The sequence below is a fragment of the candidate division Zixibacteria bacterium HGW-Zixibacteria-1 genome, assembly GCA_002838945.1.
Classification (GTDB): Bacteria; Zixibacteria; MSB-5A5; order GN15; family PGXB01; genus PGXB01.
Genome location: PGXB01000002.1, coordinates 126105 through 144821 on the forward strand (window position 1 = coordinate 126105; position 18717 = coordinate 144821).

21 protein-coding genes are annotated in these 18717 nt (G+C 48.8%); 5 read left to right on the plus strand and 16 right to left on the minus strand.

Going from position 1 to position 18717, the window contains the following annotated elements; all coding sequences use genetic code 11:
• Positions 1 to 3: 3 nt before the first annotated feature.
• Positions 4 to 429 (minus strand): GNAT family N-acetyltransferase, encoded by a 426-nt coding sequence (locus CVT49_01325; protein PKK84951.1) that lies wholly within the window; start codon positions 427 to 429, stop codon positions 4 to 6.
• A gap of 156 nt (positions 430 to 585) precedes the next feature.
• On the opposite strand from CVT49_01325, the gene CVT49_01330 reads away from it, so the two are divergent.
• A complete protein-coding gene (locus CVT49_01330; protein PKK84825.1) occupies positions 586 to 792 on the plus strand; it encodes a hypothetical protein in 207 nt (68 codons plus the stop codon).
• Between the two features lie 9 nt (positions 793 to 801).
• Here the strand turns inward: CVT49_01330 and CVT49_01335 are convergent, their stop codons facing one another.
• The 7 genes from CVT49_01335 to CVT49_01365 all read right to left on the minus strand — a co-directional run bounded on the left by CVT49_01335 (position 802) and on the right by CVT49_01365 (position 6641).
• Positions 802 to 1737 carry an alcohol dehydrogenase gene (locus CVT49_01335; protein ID PKK84952.1) on the minus strand — a complete coding sequence of 312 codons (936 nt, stop codon included), beginning with the start codon at positions 1735 to 1737 and terminating at the stop codon, positions 802 to 804.
• Between the two features lie 143 nt (positions 1738 to 1880).
• Positions 1881 to 2405 carry a hypothetical protein gene (locus tag CVT49_01340; GenBank protein ID PKK84826.1) on the minus strand — a complete coding sequence of 175 codons (525 nt, stop codon included), beginning with the start codon at positions 2403 to 2405 and terminating at the stop codon, positions 1881 to 1883.
• Positions 2406 to 2500: 95 nt separating this feature from the next.
• A complete protein-coding gene (locus CVT49_01345) occupies positions 2501 to 3130 on the minus strand; it encodes a hypothetical protein (protein ID PKK84827.1) in 630 nt (209 codons plus the stop codon).
• Between the two features lie 47 nt (positions 3131 to 3177).
• Positions 3178 to 3651: a hypothetical protein gene (locus CVT49_01350; GenBank protein PKK84828.1), complete on the minus strand. Its 474-nt coding sequence runs from the start codon at positions 3649 to 3651 to the stop codon at positions 3178 to 3180.
• A 621-nt stretch (positions 3652 to 4272) separates the two neighbouring features.
• Positions 4273 to 5139, minus strand: coding sequence for a succinate--CoA ligase subunit alpha (locus CVT49_01355; protein PKK84829.1), 867 nt, complete (start codon positions 5137 to 5139; stop codon positions 4273 to 4275).
• On the minus strand, positions 5139 to 6338 hold the full coding sequence (locus tag CVT49_01360; protein PKK84830.1) for an ADP-forming succinate--CoA ligase subunit beta: 1200 nt from the start codon (positions 6336 to 6338) through the stop codon (positions 5139 to 5141). Before CVT49_01360 ends, CVT49_01355 begins: the two co-directional genes overlap by 1 nt.
• Before the next feature lie 111 nt (positions 6339 to 6449).
• Complete coding sequence (locus tag CVT49_01365) at positions 6450 to 6641, minus strand: hypothetical protein (GenBank protein ID PKK84831.1); 192 nt, start codon at positions 6639 to 6641, stop codon at positions 6450 to 6452.
• Positions 6642 to 6836: 195 nt separating this feature from the next.
• On the opposite strand from CVT49_01365, the gene CVT49_01370 reads away from it, so the two are divergent.
• Genes CVT49_01370 through CVT49_01385 form a run of 4 tightly spaced genes read left to right on the plus strand, consistent with a single transcriptional unit; the run spans position 6837 to position 10651 of the window.
• Positions 6837 to 7244, plus strand: coding sequence for a heterodisulfide reductase (locus CVT49_01370; GenBank protein PKK84832.1), 408 nt, complete (start codon positions 6837 to 6839; stop codon positions 7242 to 7244).
• A gap of 8 nt (positions 7245 to 7252) precedes the next feature.
• On the plus strand, positions 7253 to 8134 hold the full coding sequence (locus CVT49_01375) for a heterodisulfide reductase, subunit B (protein PKK84833.1): 882 nt from the start codon (positions 7253 to 7255) through the stop codon (positions 8132 to 8134).
• A 41-nt stretch (positions 8135 to 8175) separates the two neighbouring features.
• A complete protein-coding gene (locus tag CVT49_01380; GenBank protein PKK84834.1) occupies positions 8176 to 8940 on the plus strand; it encodes a 4Fe-4S ferredoxin in 765 nt (254 codons plus the stop codon).
• A 40-nt stretch (positions 8941 to 8980) separates the two neighbouring features.
• The gene (locus CVT49_01385; protein ID PKK84835.1) at positions 8981 to 10651 is read left to right on the plus strand and encodes a succinate dehydrogenase/fumarate reductase flavoprotein subunit; all 1671 of its coding nucleotides are present in this window, start codon (positions 8981 to 8983) and stop codon (positions 10649 to 10651) included.
• A gap of 530 nt (positions 10652 to 11181) precedes the next feature.
• Here the strand turns inward: CVT49_01385 and CVT49_01390 are convergent.
• The 8 genes from CVT49_01390 to CVT49_01425 form a co-directional block, all read right to left on the minus strand.
• Positions 11182 to 11904, minus strand: a complete 723-nt coding sequence (locus CVT49_01390) for a succinate dehydrogenase iron-sulfur subunit (protein ID PKK84836.1) — start codon at positions 11902 to 11904, stop codon at positions 11182 to 11184.
• 2 nt (positions 11905 to 11906) lie between these two features.
• On the minus strand, positions 11907 to 13613 hold the full coding sequence (locus tag CVT49_01395) for a fumarate reductase (quinol) flavoprotein subunit (protein PKK84837.1): 1707 nt from the start codon (positions 13611 to 13613) through the stop codon (positions 11907 to 11909).
• The gene (gene sdhC, locus CVT49_01400) at positions 13613 to 14029 is read right to left on the minus strand and encodes a succinate dehydrogenase, cytochrome b556 subunit (protein PKK84838.1); all 417 of its coding nucleotides are present in this window, start codon (positions 14027 to 14029) and stop codon (positions 13613 to 13615) included. Before sdhC ends, CVT49_01395 begins: the two co-directional genes overlap by 1 nt.
• Positions 14026 to 14400 carry a hypothetical protein gene (locus tag CVT49_01405; protein ID PKK84839.1) on the minus strand — a complete coding sequence of 125 codons (375 nt, stop codon included), beginning with the start codon at positions 14398 to 14400 and terminating at the stop codon, positions 14026 to 14028. Before CVT49_01405 ends, sdhC begins: the two co-directional genes overlap by 4 nt.
• A 227-nt stretch (positions 14401 to 14627) precedes the next feature.
• The gene (locus tag CVT49_01410; protein ID PKK84840.1) at positions 14628 to 15398 is read right to left on the minus strand and encodes a hypothetical protein; all 771 of its coding nucleotides are present in this window, start codon (positions 15396 to 15398) and stop codon (positions 14628 to 14630) included.
• 21 nt (positions 15399 to 15419) lie between these two features.
• A complete protein-coding gene (locus tag CVT49_01415; GenBank protein ID PKK84841.1) occupies positions 15420 to 16130 on the minus strand; it encodes a hypothetical protein in 711 nt (236 codons plus the stop codon).
• A 135-nt stretch (positions 16131 to 16265) separates the two neighbouring features.
• Positions 16266 to 17573: a hypothetical protein gene (locus CVT49_01420; protein ID PKK84842.1), complete on the minus strand. Its 1308-nt coding sequence runs from the start codon at positions 17571 to 17573 to the stop codon at positions 16266 to 16268.
• Between the two features lie 60 nt (positions 17574 to 17633).
• Positions 17634 to 18665: a low specificity L-threonine aldolase gene (locus CVT49_01425; GenBank protein PKK84953.1), complete on the minus strand. Its 1032-nt coding sequence runs from the start codon at positions 18663 to 18665 to the stop codon at positions 17634 to 17636.
• Between the last annotated feature and the right edge of the window lie 52 nt (positions 18666 to 18717).

Below are 18717 nucleotides of genomic sequence, written 5' to 3' on the forward strand. Positions count from 1 at the left end.
CGACTACTCCTTCTTTCCCGATTGTGATTCAAAAATACGCATAATCATCGCTTCGACGCCAAATTTCGTCGCGCTGCTTAATCCGAATTTCTCATAAAAAGAAACTTTATCTTTGTCGCAAATCAGATCAATCATATATAAGCCCTTAAGCTTTTGCATCATCCGTCGCATCAGCTCGGTTCCGATCCCTTTCCCCTTATACTCCGGCAGCACTTCCAGCAACGGCATATAAGCGCTGATAATATCATCGCTGATGGCAGTAATAAATCCTATTACCTTTTCGGTGACCGTGTCGATTGCCAGGACTATATGGCTGCTCTTAATAAGAATCTCGAGATGAACTTCGGGCGACGGCGGATTCGGCCAGCCGACAAAAAAACCTTTCAGCATATCGGCAGTTATACCGTTAATACTGTCCTTATATTGAATCATAATTTCCTCTCATGAAATACAGACGACATATAATATATTACAAATTATTACAAAATCAAAAACATTGACAAAACAGGACTGAAATCGCATTATTTAAATGGGCTCCGCAGTATAATCGTCAACAGCCAATCTTTAATAATTATGGAGGCAAAGATGTCATATCCCAAAACGGAATTTATTGATATCTCCGGCACGACGCTCTGGCAGGAAAAGGAATTACTTTCTATTCCGCTTTATACCGGGATGAAGGTTGATATTCGTGATAAGGGAACTTATGAAGTTATGGTGTGGCATTACCATGCCGGTTATGATGATGTCTCATCTCTCCGGATTGAATTAAGACTGATTCAGGCGCCATAAGCGATAGTTTTATTCTATTTTCAGGACGGCGGCGCCCTCGATCTTGCCGGCACGCAGAAGCTGCAGCGCTTCGTTGGCATTCTCAAGTGTGAATATTTGCACCGAAGTCTTAACCGGCACTTTTGGCGCGATCGCCATCAATTCTTCACCGTCGCGGCGGGTCAGACTGGCTACCGATACAACTTTCCGCTCTTCCCAGAGGATGGTGTACGGGAATTGCGGGATATCGCTCATATGTATCCCGCCGCAGACCACAATACCGCCCTTTGCCACCACCCGTAACGCTGCCGGCACCAGCGCGCCGACCGGCGCGAAAATGATAGCGGCGTCAAGTAACTCCGGCGGCTTTTGATCCGAATCGCCCGCCCAGACCGCTCCCAGCCGAAGCGAAAACTGTTGCGCCGCTTTATCACCGGGGCGCGTGAACGCATATACTTTCTTGCCCTGATATACCGCTATTTGCGCGATAATATGCGCCGCCCCGCCAAAACCATAGATACCGAGTTTCTCGAAATTATCGCCGCACATCCGATACGACCGATACCCGATCAACCCGGCGCACAGAAGCGGCGCCGCTTTATAGTCATCATATCCGGCCGGTATTCGAAAACAGTAACGCCTGTCGGCAACAGTGTATTCGGCATAACCGCCGTCGAGCGTGTAGCCGGTAAAACCCGGATTGTCGCAGAGATTCTCTTTTCCCTTAAGACAGTATGAGCACTCGCCGCATGAGTACCCCAGCCATGGCACCCCCACCTTATCACCAATCTTGAAATCAGCCACATGATCGCCAATTTGCACCACTGTCCCGACAATTTCATGACCGGGAATCAGCATCTCTTTCGGCGCGGTCAATTCGCCGTTCACAATATTATTCGGCTTCGGCACCGTAAGATGCATCAACTCAAGCGGCTCCCCCGCCTTCCGCAACACCATCGCCCCCATTTTATCCGGAATAGTCACCACTCCTCCGATTATTTATAGTAACAGTATTTATATAAATTATTATAAGAAAATCAAACAGGGTTTTTTCCGAAATTATCAGAGAAGCTTTTGTGGGCGGCAGATGTCCACATCTGCCCCGTACATCAGTCTGTCCAGGCAAAATCCTTGTCTATCGGCAATAATCCCGGAATTCCAGATATCCAATCACAAGCGCTTGAATATCTCCAATCCTCGGGCTTTTCAACTAAACCGGACTTAACTGGATTATAATGTATATAATTGAGTTTGATGCGGAGTTGTTCTTCGGAGGTGATTATTAAATCATCAAAACGCGGCCTCCATAGCCGAAATCGATTTTTGTTCGAAAGTTGCCTTGAAATCACAGCAGGTGCTGTTTCTTTTATCAATTTAGAACTTAGAATTTTGAAGCTCTGCATGAACTTGGATAATAATTCCACTCTTTTGAATCCCAACAACATGTGCAAATGAGACGGCATTAGAACATATCCGACAAGAGAAACATCAAAATAATCAAGTGTTTCTTTTAATTGGCGGATAATCAGTAACGCTGGCTCTTCTTTCCTGAATATAGGTGTCCATTCATGAACAGTTGTCGTAACGAATACCAAGACATTTCCATACAATTTTAATCTTTTACGAACGACCATGTCTTATTTTATCAGATAGCATGCTTCTTTCAGGGGCAGATGTGGACATCTGCCGCCCACGGTACAGTAATATGAAAAGTGTGTCGAAGTAAATATTACTTTTTCCCCAAATTATCTATAGACTTACTTATATTTGTTAATTCCCCTTTTAAAGTATCACCAATTTTACATAAATCGCCAATATTATTTTCTTTGGAATAAATAACATTTTTATAGGGGCTTAAGTCTAATACAATGGTTTGACTCAGGTTGAGATCATTATAATTATCTCTATATGAAATATTTGCAGTATAAGTGAGAGCTAAATCCTTTTCAAACCTACCTATAGTAGAGTCAAATATAGTTCTAAATTCACTTCCCGGGGGCAGTGTTCCTATCCCGTCAGTAAGCCAGATTGCTTCATTCATATTTTTTATAAGTGAACTTTCCAATTGTGGATTGAATTTTACTCTAACCATTTCCGCAAGGCCTAATCCCATATTCTTTATAACAATCTCAATAAAATTCTTTGAATAATTAAAGTCAAAAAACACGACAACAAATGGTGTAGATTGCTGTTGCCGCTGTGCTCTCATTTCATTTACTGATTCGCGTGTCGATGTGGCTATATGCCATGTCTTATAAACATAAACACCCAGAAAGATCAAAGTCAATAAGCCTATTAGCGGTTCAAATTCCTTAATATAATAAATATAATCTATAAAAGTCATGCATAATACTTGCATTCTTCACCTCGACTAAAAACAATTAGCTTTTTTTCAAATTATTATTGTTATTTATTTAATTCTTTAATACTCTTGTCAACTGTTTGGATTATGTAGCCGATTTTTATGCCTATTCCTATTCCCATGTTTTCCTCCAACATTGGAAATCGCTTAATGGCAATTGTGCGTTGCTCGGCGACCACACCGATTAACCTCTGCGACATCACATTATTTTCCAAATCCGGATTTAAGAATATTGGGCTGCCACTGCTACCACCAAAAAAATTCCCATCCAATATTATTTCATGCATTCGATCACCAGCAATCAAGCCTTGTCTGACTAATGGTATATTCGCGTCATAGCCAGTCATACCTTTTGGATATCCTAAAAAGAACACTTCCCTTCCTGCAACTATCATCGAATCATCTCCTATCACTGATTCTGGTATTACGACGACATCAAGTAATTGCGAAAGAGCGCCCAATCGAACTACGGCAATATCATAATTATCGTCCAAGTAGTAAGAACTTGCAGGGGGCATAATATACTTAATACTACTGGCACTTAATCAGCCACATGATCGCCAATTTGCACCACTGTCCCGACAATTTCATGACCGGGAATCAGCATCTCTTTCGGCGCGGTCAATTCGCCGTTCACAATATACCGCAGGCATGCACGTTAATCAGCAATTGATCTTTATTCGGCTTCGGCACCGGAAGATTCATCAATTCGAGCGATTCTCCCGCCTTCCGAAACACCATCGCCCTCATTTTATCCGGAATAGTCACCACTCCTCCGATTATTATACGGCCACTATATTAATATGAATTTTTATATAAAAATTAAATAAGGTTTTTGCTGAAATTTTCAATGGAAACGGTAGGGGCGTATTGAAATACGCCCGGGCTTCGAACTGTCGATCGGAAGAAGGGCGTATATCAATACGCCCCTACGATTGCGGGCGACAGATCCTTCCTATCGAAGCTCAGGGCCCGCAGGATTCAGGAGGCCTGTCCACATCTGCCGCCCACGAATAAATTAAAATAAAAAAAAGGGGCGTGTGTCCACGCCCCGCCCTAACGAAAGGAGCCGAAACCTGGCAGATTGATTCCGGCCTTATTTGAAGACTGCCGGGTACAGAGACCCGGCAGCACGTTTTCTACACTCCCAGCTTCTTCAATATCTCCGGGATGTCCTTGAATGTCTTCGCCGGATGCGCCCCCGCCGCCGTCAGCTTATCCAGCTTCTCTTTGGCCGTGCCCATCCTGCCTTCGACAATCGCCCCGGCATGACCCATCCGCTTACCCGGAGGTGCAAAGATCCCACCGATCATCGCGATCACCGGCGTCTTCATCTTCGTGATCGTATCGCACGCCCGTTCTTCATACACCCCGCCGATCTCACCGGTCATCACCACCGCTTTGGTCTTCTCATCCTTCTCGAACATCCACAGTATCTCATCGAATGTCGAACCCAGAATCGGATCGCCGCCCAGCCCGACACAGGTCGTCTCACCGTAATTTGACCGCGTCAGCGTATCGGCGATATAGTACGTGATCGAGCCCGACCGGCTGACCGTCCCGACCCGCCCCGGCATGAAAGCGATATCCGGCATAATACCCAGATTGGCCTCACCCGGCGTGATGATACCGGCGGTGTTGCCGCCAAGCACCGTGGCGCCGTGCGCCATCGCTTCCTTGCGGACACGAAGCATGTCATGAATCGGAATATGCTCCGGGATGACCACGACAAATTTGACACCGGCACGGATAGCTTCAATCGCCGCTTCCATCACGAACCTGGCCGGGAGAAAAATCACCGAGGTATCGGCGCCGGTCGCCGCAACACACTCCGCGACCAGATCGAACACTGGCTTGCCCTCGACCATCTGGCCGCCCTTACCCGGCGATGTCCCGCCGACAATATTGGTTCCGTATGCGATCATTCGCTTGGTATGAAAGGCGCCGGCTCCGCCGGTTATCCCCTGCACCATCACTTTCGAATTTTTGTCAACCAGAATAGCCATCACTTGCCCCCTTCCGCTTCATTCGCCAGTTCCACGGCCCGCTTGGAAATAACCTCGATCGGCGTCTCGATACCATGAAATTCGAAATGCTCAAACAACTTTGAATTTTCCTTTTTGGCCTCTTCGAACAACCGGACCCCCTCCTGCCACATGTTGCCGGTCATCCGGCAAACCATCGGCTTGGACAGGCCATGTTCCTTGAGAAACATGATAACACCCTTGGCAAAATCATCACAGCGCGATATCCCGCCGAACCGGGCGCCGAAAATCGCCTTGACATTCGGGTTCTCGTCCAGAAGCACCAGCATCTTGGCCAGCCGCTCCGGGGTCGGGCCGCCGCCCGAATCCATAAAATTGGCCGGTTTGCCGCCGTAATAATGAATAAAATCATTGCCCATGATACCGAACCCGGCCCCGCCCGGAAACATCCCGATATTGCCGTCAAGATCGAGATATGGAATTCCCCATTCGGTCGCCTGCTGCTCGCGAGGCGTCATCTCACCTTCTTCATGCCGTTTCTCGATACCCATCTCGGCCAGTTCCGGATGCCGGAAAACCGCATCATCATCAAGCGATATCCGGCTGTCGGCGGCAATCAGTTTCCCCTCGGCCGTAAGAACCAGCGGATTGATTTCGGCCAGCTTGGCATCATATTTTTTGAAAAGATCATACAAATTCAGGATAATGCCGGCCGCAACTTTTGCGTGATCGGCATCCAGTCCAAGCGACTTGGCGATTTCAACACCATCGAAATTGTAAAGCTTCTGATCGATATCGAAAGACTTGCGGAAAATTTTCTCGGGATGCTTCTCGGCCGTTTCTTCAATGTCGACCCCGCCCTCTCCTGAGGCAATCACCACCAGCTTGTAATTGAGCCGGTCGATCGTAACCCCCACATAAAATTCCCTGGCGATATTGAGTTTCGGCTCGATCAGGATTTTTTCCACGGGGAAACCTTTGATTTTCAATTGAAACAATTTTTCGGCGGTCGCTTTGGCATCAGCCACGGTCTCGGCAATTTTGATACCGCCCGCCTTGCCCCGCCCTCCGGTGAGCACCTGGGATTTCAGCACCACCGGCTTATTCCATTCGGCGGCAATGGCTTCCGCCTCGGCCGGGGTTGCCGCCAGGCGGCCCTCAGGGATCGGAATCCGGGACTTGGCGAAGAGCCCTTTGCCCTCATATTCATAAAGACGCATGATAAAAAACCTCTATTCTCAATAAATTTATTGTCAAAAAACGGTCTGTAAGAATGGCAATTTATTATATCATCGGCAAAAGTCAATATCATTCGATATTCCCCCATAAAACTAATCAAAAAAACGGCAAGAACTTATGGCCACGGCCCGAAACATCCCTTTTTTTGACTGAAAGTCAAATTTATGATTAATAAAGATGCGAAATGTTTTGATTTTATATTTTTTCTGAATAATCTGTAAAAATATGAATAATTGAGCGTTACGAAGCAGGGTCAATAAATATTTTGTGAAATTTTTCGCCAAGTCCTTGTTTTCTTGACTCAAACTGTGTATATTAAATGGTGACCGTGAATGGTGAATTGTGAAAATATTCACGAAAATGAGGTTCGACTTCGCAACAGTCTGAAGTCATTTATTGGTGTGGAAAAAGTCCATTTTTATGAAAATAGACGTCGGTTCGAAACTTGGAAAGAATAACCAGTCAGATATGAGGTCCTGATGCCAATATTCATATCAACGCGCGAATCAGACGATCAGCTTCGCAAAAAAGTAATGGAAATCAGCGGACAGAATTTCCAGCAGTGCTACCAGTGCGGAACATGCTCCGGCTCATGCCCCATGGTCGACCATATTACCGTCTTCCCCCGCCGGATCATGGCCCTTCTGCAACTGGGCAACCGCAAGGCGCTGGAAGAGGCCAACACCCCGTGGGTTTGTGCTTCATGCCACACCTGCATGGTTCGCTGCCCTCGTGGTATCGACATTACCAAGGTCATGGAAGCGCTGCGCCTGATCAAACTACGCCAGAACATCGACCACATCGAGCCAAAAAAACTCAAACCGGATCAAGTGGCCGAGATGCCGCAAATTGCGATGGTGTCCGGGTTCCGCAAGATGACATCATGAGGTGAGCTATGAAGATTGCTTATTATCCCGGATGTACGCTTAAGACCAAGGCCAAAAATCTCGAGATGTCGGCTCTGGCCTGTCTTGATGCCCTTGGCATCGAATACGAAGAACTCCCCCGTTGGAACTGCTGCGGTGCGGTTTTCTCGCTCGCCGATGATGATCTGATTCACATGGTTGCACCGGTGCGCGATTTGATCCGCGTCCAGGAACGCGGCGAGGATACGGTCCTGACGCTCTGCTCGATGTGCTATAACACCCTGGCCCGCGCCAACGACCTGATGAAAAACGACGAGGAAAAGCGCAAGACGATCAATGATTTCATGGATGAGGAGCCCGATTACGAAGGTAATGTCAAAGTCGTGCATTTCCTTGACTTCATCCGCGACAATTACGGCTTCGATAAATTAAAAGATAAAATCACGAAACCTTTGACCGGCATGAAGGTGGCCCCGTACTACGGATGCACTCTTCTGCGCCCCAAAGAGGTTGCGCTCGACCGCCCGGATAACCCGCAGGTCCTTCATCAATTCATCGAGGCGCTGGGCGCCGAGGTGATCGATTTTCCGTCGGCGACCAAATGCTGCGGCGCTTATCAGGTGCTGGGTGCACCCGACGCCGCCCTGCAGGTATCATACGAGATTATCAGCGATGCCGTCAAAAACGGCGCTGAAGCGCTCGCCCTGACCTGCCCGCTGTGCGATTACAATATGGGCAAACGGCAGGATCAGATGTTAGAAAAATACGAAGGCGCGCAGGACCTGCCGGTGTACTATTTCACGCAGCTTCTGGCGCTTGCATTGGGAATTGCGCCCGAAGTATCGCATCTGGAGCTCAACCGCGAGAGCGCCCGGGAGCTTCTTAAGACAAAGAATATGATTAAGGCATAAACAGGAAAAAATAACAATATTGTGAGATAAATGAGGTGACCATGAGCACTACGACCGAGGACAAAGAAAGCAAATCGGCTGCGATTCAAGCCAGGCTCATTCCCATTTATATCATGGGTAAGAAATACGAAGTGCCCGAGACACTCACCATCATGAAAGCGATGGAGTATGCCGGGTATAAGTATATTCGAGGCTGCGGCTGCCGGGGGGGAGTCTGCGGCGCCTGCAGCACCGTTTATCGCAAACCGAATGACTACAAAATCTATACCGGCCTCGCCTGCCAGACGGTGGTCGAGCCGGACATGTATCTAACCCAGCTTCCCTTCTACCCCGCCATGCGGGCGACATACAACTTCTATGAGCTGGAAGGCAAGCCCGAAGAGATTTTCCAGCTGTACCAGGAGCTGTTCCGCTGTGTCGCATGCAACGCCTGTTCCAAAGTCTGTCCGATGGATGTCGAGGTGATGGACTATATCGCGGCGCTCAAACGCGGCGATATCAAAGCAGCCGCGCAAATCTCGTTCGACTGCATCCAGTGCGGGCTGTGCGCCAGCCGCTGCATGGGAGAACTGCCGCAGTACCATATCGCTCAACTGGCCCGGCGTATCAACGGCGCCTATCTGACTCCGAAGGCCGAACATCTCAAAACGATGGTGGCCAATATCCAGGCCGGACGGTTCGATGATGCGCTGAATAAGTTGAAAGCATCGGATGAGAACACGCTCAAGAAAGTCTATACCGAGCGCGAGATGGAACCCGCCACCGCGGGCGAGGACTGGACCCCCAAAGACCCCATATATTTGTGATATGCGGCGTCGATGAAACGAATATGAAAAGAGGTTAGATATGCCGTATCCAGAGGAATTAATAAATCTTATAAAGGTTGTCGAGAGCACCCGCGCCGAGCGTGTCGAACGCAAGAAGCACAACGAGGAGGTTCCCTTCCTGTCGCTGGATGATCGCCACGAGATGCTCAACTATCATCCCGATTTCAAAGAGGAAGGCCGCCGCGCGTTATTGGTCGGACCCTCCAAAGGTTATCGTATCGCGCACGAGATGTGCGAAATGCTCGAGGCCCGCAGCCGGGTCAATCCGGAGGCCATCGACCTTTCCAAAATCGACTATGAAACCGATGTGCTTATCATCGGCGGCGGCGGCGCCGGCACTTCGGCCGCACTGCTGGCCCAGGAACAGGGGGCGAAAGTCATTATCGCCACCAAACTGCGCCACGGCGACGCCAACACCATGATGGCCGAAGGCGGCATCCAGGCCGCTACCAAAGGCCACAAAGATTCGCCGTACTACCATTATCTCGATGTCATGGGCGGCGGTCATTTCAAGAATACGCCCGAACTGGTCGAGAAACTTGTCACCGAAGCGCCCGATGTCATCAAGTGGCTGGAATCGCTCGGATGCAACTTCTCCAAGTTCCCCGATGGCACCCTGCATACTATCCACGGCGGCGGGACCTGCCGCAAGCGGATGCATTATGCCGCCGATATCACCGGGGCCGAGATGATGCGCACAATCCGCGATGAGGCGCGCAACCGCATCAACGATATCAAAGTTATCGAGTTCTCGCCGGCGGTGGAACTCATTCTGAATGACCAGGGGCATTGCGCCGGCGCGGTACTGTACAACATGGAAACCGAAGAATACCTGATCGTTAAGGCCAAAGCGGTTGTTATGGCGACCGGCGGTTCGGGACGCCTTCATATACAGGGCTTCATGACCACGAACCATTACGGCGCGACCGCCGACGGCATTGTTATGGGTTACAGAGCGGGCGTTCCGGTCTGTTTCCTGCATACCGTGCAGTACCACCCCACCGGAATCGTTTTCCCTGAACAGGCCGAGGGGATCCTGATCACGGAAAAGTTCCGGGGGTCCGGCGCCAACCTGGTTAACATCGAAGGCAACCAGTTTGTCAACGAGCGCGAGCCGCGTGATGTCGAGGCGGCCTCTATTATCAAGGAATGTGTCGTCAAGGGCAAGGGCATCCCGACCCCGACCGGCAAGCTCGGCATCTGGCTCGATTCGCCGATGATCGATACGCTTTCGGGCGAAGGCACCGTCGAGCGCGAGTTCCCCGGCAAATACATTCTGTATAAACGGTTCGGCATCGACATATCCAAAGAGCCGATGCTCATCTACCCCACTCTGCACTACCAGAACGGCGGACTGGAATTCAAGAACACCGGCGACACCGCTGTTCCCGGCCTGTTTGTGGCCGGCGAAGTGGGCGGCGGCATTCACGGCGAAAACCGCCTGATGGGCAACTCGCTTCTGGATATCATGGTCTTCGGACGCATCGCCGGCAAGAACGCCGCGATCTATGCCAAAACCAGTGCCAAAGAGGGCAAGCTGTCGCTGGAGCATGTGGTAAAATACAATAAGGAAGTGGCCGACGCCGGCATTTCCGCTGAAAAAGTGGCACCGATGCTTCTCCCCGACTACACCGACCCGCGCATCCGCGCTCGCCAGTTGACCTCGCATTATGTCGGCACGATGAGATAACGATTATAATCCTTAGTCCTCCCGGACTATAAAAAGCCGCCGGGCGCTGCTGAGCCCGGCGGCTTTTACTATAATTGAATTCCCTGATGAGTCGCTTTCTAATATTATTGAGTAAGCAAACCTGGGGTCGAATGATATTTTATGTGACTTGCGTACTTGTCAATAAATTTGAACTCTTCGAATTTATTACTTAATGATCTTTTATTATTTGACTGCTTCCTCTTGCATTAGCAAAAAGGTCTCTTTCCATATGTACCGATTTCTTTCTATGAGGCTCCGAACCATAGACGGTCTGTTTTTTGAGCATCGTCCAATAAAAAATGCAAAAAATGTTAAAGTAAGTACTGAGGAACAGAGTGTGGTCAGCAGTTTTATCAAATTAGAGTCGTAAGTAATAATATTAATGGCAGTCGTAGGTCAGGAGTCTTGCACTCCTGACATTATTTATAGCAACCATATAAAAAAGTCAGGACCGCAAGGGTCCTGACCCGCAAAAATGCCTGATTGCATGTCTATTCGCAAATTATAACTTATGACCCCGTCTTTTTCAGTTTACCCAGCAGTTTCGCCTTGACCGCCTTCATTTTCAACTTGCCGATGGCGCCGGTCGGATCAAGATCCTTCGGGCAGACCTGCTGGCAGTTGAATATGGTATGGCAGCGGAAAACGCCGTAATCGGTGGCCAGGTAGGCCAGCCGCTCATACGTGGCGTTATCGCGCGAGTCATCGACAAACCGCAGCGCCTTCAGCAGCGCATGCGGCCCCAGGTAATCCGGGTCGGTCGAAATAACCGGACATGAACCATAACAGGCGCCGCAGAGAATGCAATCGACATGAAAATCGATTTTTTTGCGATCCCTGGGCGACTGCCTGAATTCCTTTGTCGGAATTTCGCCGTTATGAATCAGATACGGTTTGATCTTTTCGTAATTATCGAAGAACGGTGTCAGGTCAACCACCAGGTCGCGGATGATTGTCATATGCGCCAGCGGCCGCACCGTCACCGTGCCGCCCATCTCCGAAACCTGTGTCTCGCAGGCCAGGCGGTACTCTCCGTTGATATGCATCGCACATGAGCCGCAGACTCCCATCCGGCAGGATGACCTGAAAGCCAGCGTCGGATCGAGGTTTTCAAGAATATAGTACAGCCCTTCAAGAACCGTCATCGACTTCGTATCCGGCAGATTATATTCTTGAAAACGGGCCATCGAATCTGATTCGGGAGTGTATCTAAAAACCTTGAATATCGCCATTTTTAATACTTCCTTTCTTCAGGTTCGTACTTACCGAGTGTTACAGGTTTATACGAAATCTCGGGCGCCCCGTCTTTGAAATTATAGATGGTATGTTTCAACCATTGCTCGTCCAGACGCTTTGGAAAATCTCTCCGGAAATGCGAACCGCGCGATTCGGTTCGGTTGACCGCCCCCATGGCAATGGCAAGGGCGGTATCGATATTCCCGGCAATTTCGGTCACCCAGAGAAAATCATAATTAAATTTACCCGTATCCGGTATGGCCCTGATCTTCTCGAACCTTTCGCGCAGTTGCTTGACGGTGTCGACAGCGCTTTCCATGTCGTCCTTCGTGCGGAAGATACCGATCTTATCCATCATGGCCCGGGCGAGTTCGTTCTTGATATCGTACGGATTTTCCTTGCCGCTCGATGTCCGCAGCTTCTGGTACCGCTCCTTCTCCTCTTTAAGCGCCTTGTTCAATGTCTCATCGTCAGCCGATCCGGACATATCTTTCAGGCGCGCGGCGGCATGCCGGCCCGCCCGGGCGCCGAAGACGATCGTGTCAAGAAGCGAATTACCGCCCAATCGATTGGCCCCGTGAACCGAAACACAGGCGCATTCGCCGACCGCATAAAAACCGTCAACCGCCGTCAAACCATCCTTGTCGCAGTCTATCCCGCCCATGGTGTAATGCATGGCCGGATGCACCGGAATCGGTTCCTTGATGGGATCGATATTGCGGAAGTCCATGGCGATTTCCCGAATACCCGGAAGGCGCTCCATAATTTTCTCGGCGCCCAGATGCCTCAGGTCGAGCTGAAGATAACGGTCCTCAAAACCTCTCCCCTCATTAATCTCGGTCTGCATCGAACGGGCGACAATATCCCGCGGCGCCAGTTCCATGATTTTCTCGGAAACATAGTTCTTCATGAAACGCTCGCCCTTGTTGTTGAGCAGATAACCGCCCTCGCCGCGGCAGCCTTCGGTCATAAGAATCGATGATCCGTCAAGTCCCGTTGGATGGAACTGAATAAATTCCATGTCCTTTAACGGAATACCGGCCCAGTACGGCATGGCCACGCCAAGCCCGGTCGAAGCATGAGCATTGGTTGTATTGACCGAGTACACCCGGCCCGAACCGCCGGTCGCAAAAATGACGATTTTCGCGCCGATCGTTTGCAGCTCGCCGGTATGCAGATTCATTATCACAACACCGGCGCAATGCCCGTCGCGAATCGCCAGCTTTGTCACGAACCGCTCGTAAAGAACCTCTATATTTCTCTTGACCACCTGTTCATAAAGCGCATGCAGGAGATACAGGCCGGTCCGGTCGGCACCGTAACAGGTGCGGGGAAATCCCCCGCCGCCGAACGGCCGCTGGGCGATAGAACCGTCTTCGAAGCGCGAAAACGGACAACCCCAGTGATCCATTTCATAAATGATACCCGGAGCATCGGCGGTCATGATTTCGACCGCATTCTGGTCGGCCAGAAAATCGGATCCTTTGATAGTATCATAAGCATGTCTATCGGGACTGTCGTCGCGCCCCTCCGGGTGGTTGCCCAGCGCCGCGTTTATTCCGCCCTGGGCCGCACCCGAATGCGACCGCACCGGATGAATCTTGGAAATGAGGGCCACCGATTTCACTCCGGCATCATGAGCGGCTATAGCCGCGCGTAATCCGGATAATCCACCGCCGACAATGACAATATCATAAAACATGATCAGTGCCCTCCCACGCCGTAATTGTTAATGAAAAATTTCGGCCATTGGAGTTCGATGGCAATAATCATCAGTATCACGAACAGGATTGCGGCGATCCAGAAAAGAATCTTATGGCCGCGGGACCAGTTGAAAAAGTCGGTTATCGTGATACGCAGCCCGTTCAGCATATGCATGAATACCCCGGCGATCAAAAGAACTTCCAGAATCGCGAAAAACGGATTCTGAACCGTCCCCATTCGATCGTCGAATGCCTGCGGTCCACTGATGGCCGAGGAAAGAACAAACGTATGCATTATCAGATATACCGACAGGCCGATACCGGTAATCCGATGAATCCAGTAGGAATAATTGCCGATGTTCTTGTTCAGCCCGGCATCTTTGACCATCCCCTGAAGTTTCGATTCCTTCGCCATCATGCCCCTCCTCCTAAAAGATTGTTGAGAGTCATGACCGCCGTAACGATCAATATGATTCCCAGAATCCAGAATACGGTCTTCATAAAAACAGCGGCTCCCGCTTTGAGACGGAAATCGGCAATAATCTGCCAGAAACCGTTGAGCGCATGAAAAACGACAAAAGGCACAAAGGCGATATAGTAAATTTTCCACCAGACCGAGGATTGAAGATTTTCCCTGACCCCGGCAAAATTGATTATGCCCGATACCGTTATATCATGAAACAAATGATGGACATTAAGGTGCGTTATCAGAAAAAATGCCAGCAGGATTCCCGAGATTCGCTGCAGGAACCATGTCAGCACACTTTGATTTGACACTCTTTCGGCCATCCGAACCTCCTTGGCACTAAAATATGGTTCTAATTAATCTAGTTTGCAAAATTATGAGATTTTGCCCCCTGATGTCAAGGGTTATCTGCATTTTTCGGCAATATATCGATTTCTCAGGTCTATATTGTGTGATATTGGAAATATAAGTACAGATTTATCCGATTTCCCGCGGATACCGCCCCGGTCGGCGGCGCCGGATATTGGACTTAACAATGAACACAACCTTATTATATCTTAATTGTCAGGTTATCTTTTCCGACAATTATTTTCCCGCCGGCGGCTTGGGCCCCGGCAAATTTCAGCATTTCGGATATTTTATCATCGCCGATATGCGACAGTACCACTTTGGCTATCTGCTTTTTTTCTATCAGTGACGGTAGTTGGTCGGTATCGACGTGAGTCGTCTCGGTAATCAAAAGATCGAGTTTTTCCAGATAATTTTCCATTTCATCGATCGAAACGATGTCGGCCGTATACAGTAATTTTTTGCCGCCGATCTTCACCAGATACGAATAACACTCCATTTTATTGGGATATTCGGTCGCTTCGATTATTTCCGAATTGGTCATAAGATGCAAGTTGACTATCGGCTTAACCTCAACCTCGCGGCCCAAAACGGTGACAGGTGCATCGATCGCCTTCAGTTCCAGCTTGAAGGGCAGCTTCTCATCGAAAAGATAACACGCGTTGAGATATTTTTTGACCGGCTTAACCGCTTCCGCCGGAAGATACACGGTCAGCGGTTCCAGGCGATCGGCCAGATACAGCAATTGGATAAACACCGGTAAATCCGATACATGATCGGGATGCATATGCGAGATAAAAATAGCATCGACTTTTGCCGGCTCGAAAGCCGACCGGACGAATGATGATGACACCCCGCTGCCGCAGTCGAACAACAGCAGCCTGCCGTTATATTCCAGAACATAACCGGAACTGCTTCGCTCTGCCGAAGGGTTGCCCGATCCGGATCCGAGGATGGTAATTGATAAATTCATAATATTCCTATAAACTGCAGTTCATTTCTCGTTAACGTATTTTTGCCAATTATCTATCAGGATTTCTTTGCTATTGCCTTCTTCAGGTATTATACCACTAATCAAATGGTATTTCTCCTCATTGAGATACTTCTTGTCAATTTTCTCAATAAAACTTAATAAAGAATCTCTTACCCAGCAGATATTGTCTCGCGCAATTTTTGCTGCTATATAATTAAATGCTGAGTAATCTCTAAATATGTGGGAGACTGGCCAGAAATTTTCGGGGAAGTCATCATGAAGTTCATGTCTTTTATTTGTCTTTAATTTTATTAGAACTATCCATGTTTGCGGGGTAATATGCAACATTCCATTCCTAATTTCTACCAGTTCCCTAAAAGTCTTATAAGCTATAGAATCCATATTAAAATAAAATGCTGGAGGTTCAAGCAAAGGATTGCATAAAGTGGGCAGGAAATAAATCTTGCTAGCAAGTGGCCAACGATCGATTTTTTGTGAGATTTGAGCCTTATTTAATAGCTCTTTTGGTAAATCCTTCTTATCCCTGACCGAATAATCCTTTAGGATAAAATTTGCAAATGCCTCAATAGCAGTCATTCCCATTAAAAAGCTTGCTTTGGCAATTATTTTTTCGGAGTAAAATATCCTTGGGTTGAAGGCCTCCGGCTTAGTGGGGTCCTGTGCATGAATCTCTTCATATAATTTTTCGGATTCCGATAAAAAGTGATCCATTCCATAAAATAATTGCTGAAAGGAACGACCAGCATATTTTGCAAATTGCCAAGGCATATTTTTTTATAAATATATATTGTTTGAATTAATATATCTTAATTCAAATAGAAAACAATAGCCTATTATTCATTAGATTCATACTCTCATCGGTTGTCTCTTTCGGTAAGTCAGCGTCCGCCATAGCCATTCGGCCGGGCCGAAGCGGAAATGTCTCAGCCAGAGCGGACTTACTGTCAAATTAATGATCCACATCACGACTACAAACCACATCAAATAAAACCGCTCAATCCGACCGAACAGCCCCAGGCCATAACCATAAAATATTGTAGTAAATACGATTGAATGGAGCAAGTAATTGGATAACGCCGTCCGCCCGACTGCCGCCAGACATCGTGTCAACCATCTCAAAATACCGAATTTATAAATCAACATTATCAGGCCGACATGCCCCAGCGCCGTCAGGATGCTGCCGATATAGTTATAATGCAATCCTTCGCGGAACTGATAAATAAAATCAAAATTATGAGCCATGAGCCCCTTGATCCCGTAAATAACCACAGGCAGACCGATTCCAAAACCGATAACAGTCATAAATATATAGAACCTGATGGAGCGGAGAGCCGAAAAAACACCGAGTTTCATCAAAGCCATTCCCAGCAGCATTAATCCCAGTGCCCTCCAGATTATTATGAAGAATAGCGCCTGCGTCTGCATCATCAGGGTAACCGGCATTCTGAATTTCAGAACATCGAGATATTTGCCGCGATAGGCATCGATCTCCGTTCGTATTGCCTCGTCGGGGGGACTGAAGACATTATTTATTTCTTCCCAAACGATGATCATTTTTTCCTGCGATGGGCTGATTTCCTTCCCTGCCCGTCTCGATTGCTCTGCCGCCGCGGCGCTTTCCTTCATAACGGCGAAATTGAAACTGGCGCCGAGTTGCATCAGGATACCGAATATGAATACGATAAGGCTCAATATGATAAGCGTTCGGGGCGAACGCCGACGGAAAAGAAAAAGAATCATTCCGCAGACGGCATAAGTCACCAGGACATCGCCATGCCAGATCAGGTAAGCATGCGCAAGACCTAAAACCAGAAGCCACAGCATACGGCGATAATGAATTCCGCCAAACTTGCGCCCCGCTTTTTCGGCTTTATCATACATCATGATAATACCGGCTCCGAAAAGCATCGAAAAAATCCCCATCATCTTTTGAAGAAAAAGCAGTGACGTAAACTGCCACGTCAGCAGATTCAATCCCAGAAAGCCGCCGGCAACAGAGGGATTGAACATGACGGCGCCCGGCAGGGCAAAGAAATAAATATTGATCCCAAGAATGCCGAGCACGGCGACACCGCGAAGAATATCGACGGAAGCAATACGCTCCGCCCCGCGAACCGGAGCAACCCCGGAATTCATCCCCGGAGATTCCTGCATAATGCGTCCTCCCGTGATTTGAAATGCAAGAACCGGCAGGCGGCAATTGCGGTCGCCGCCCTATAATTTTATATCAGAGATTATCTTAATTGCCTTTTCGCAGTCTTCGCGGCTCACATCGAGATGTGTCACAAAACGCAATCTGGTCCGCCCGAACGGCACCGCCAGAACGCCTTTTTCTTTCATGGCCGACAGGATTTCGACCGGCTTCTTCCCTGTTCCGGCGATATCGACCAGGATGATATTGGTCTGCACCCGTTTCATATCGACCGCAAAGCCGTCAATGCGCCCTAACCCCTCGGCCAAGACTCCGGCATTGGCATGATCCTCGGCCAGACGCGGGATGTTGTTTTCGACGGCATATAGCCCCGCCGCGGCGACAATTCCCGCCTGCCGCATCCCGCCGCCGAAAAGTTTTCTTGTCCGCAATGCTTTGCCTATAAAATCCTTCGATCCGAGAATCATCGAACCAACCGGCGCCCCCAGTCCTTTCGAAAGACAGACCGAGACCGAATCAAAGGGCCTGACCCAGTCCGCCAGAGGGATTCCGGTGGCAACATGCGCATTCCAGATACGGGCGCCGTCAAGATGCATCAGCAGGTTATGCCGATCGGCCACTCCCCTGATTTTCTTTATCTCATCCAGCGGGCAGATCGTGCCGCCATGACGATTGTGCGTATTTTCAATCTCCACGATTTTGGTAATGGGACTGTGAATATTCGGTTCGCGCACCGACTGCTCGATTTGCTCAGCCGTCATTACCCCGTACTCCGTGGTTATCATGTTGACCAGCAGCGAGGAGTGAATGGCCGGCCCGGCCGTTTCATAGTTGACTATATGGCAATCCCGCTCGCAGATAATTTCCCACCCCGGCTCGGAAATGGTCTTGAGAGCCACCTGATTCCCCATCGTACCCGATGGAACATACAGCGCTGCTTCTTTGCCGAACATTTCGGCAACCAGGGCCTCCAGCCGCAAAACGGTCGGATCGTCGCGAAATACATCATCGCCCACTTCCGCTTCGGCAATGGCCTTCCGCATCGCCGGCGACGGCTTGGTTATTGTGTCTGATCTGAAGTCTATATATTTCATAATGCCAATATATATGGTCGGTACCAATCAATCCAGTCAAAAATAATCAAAA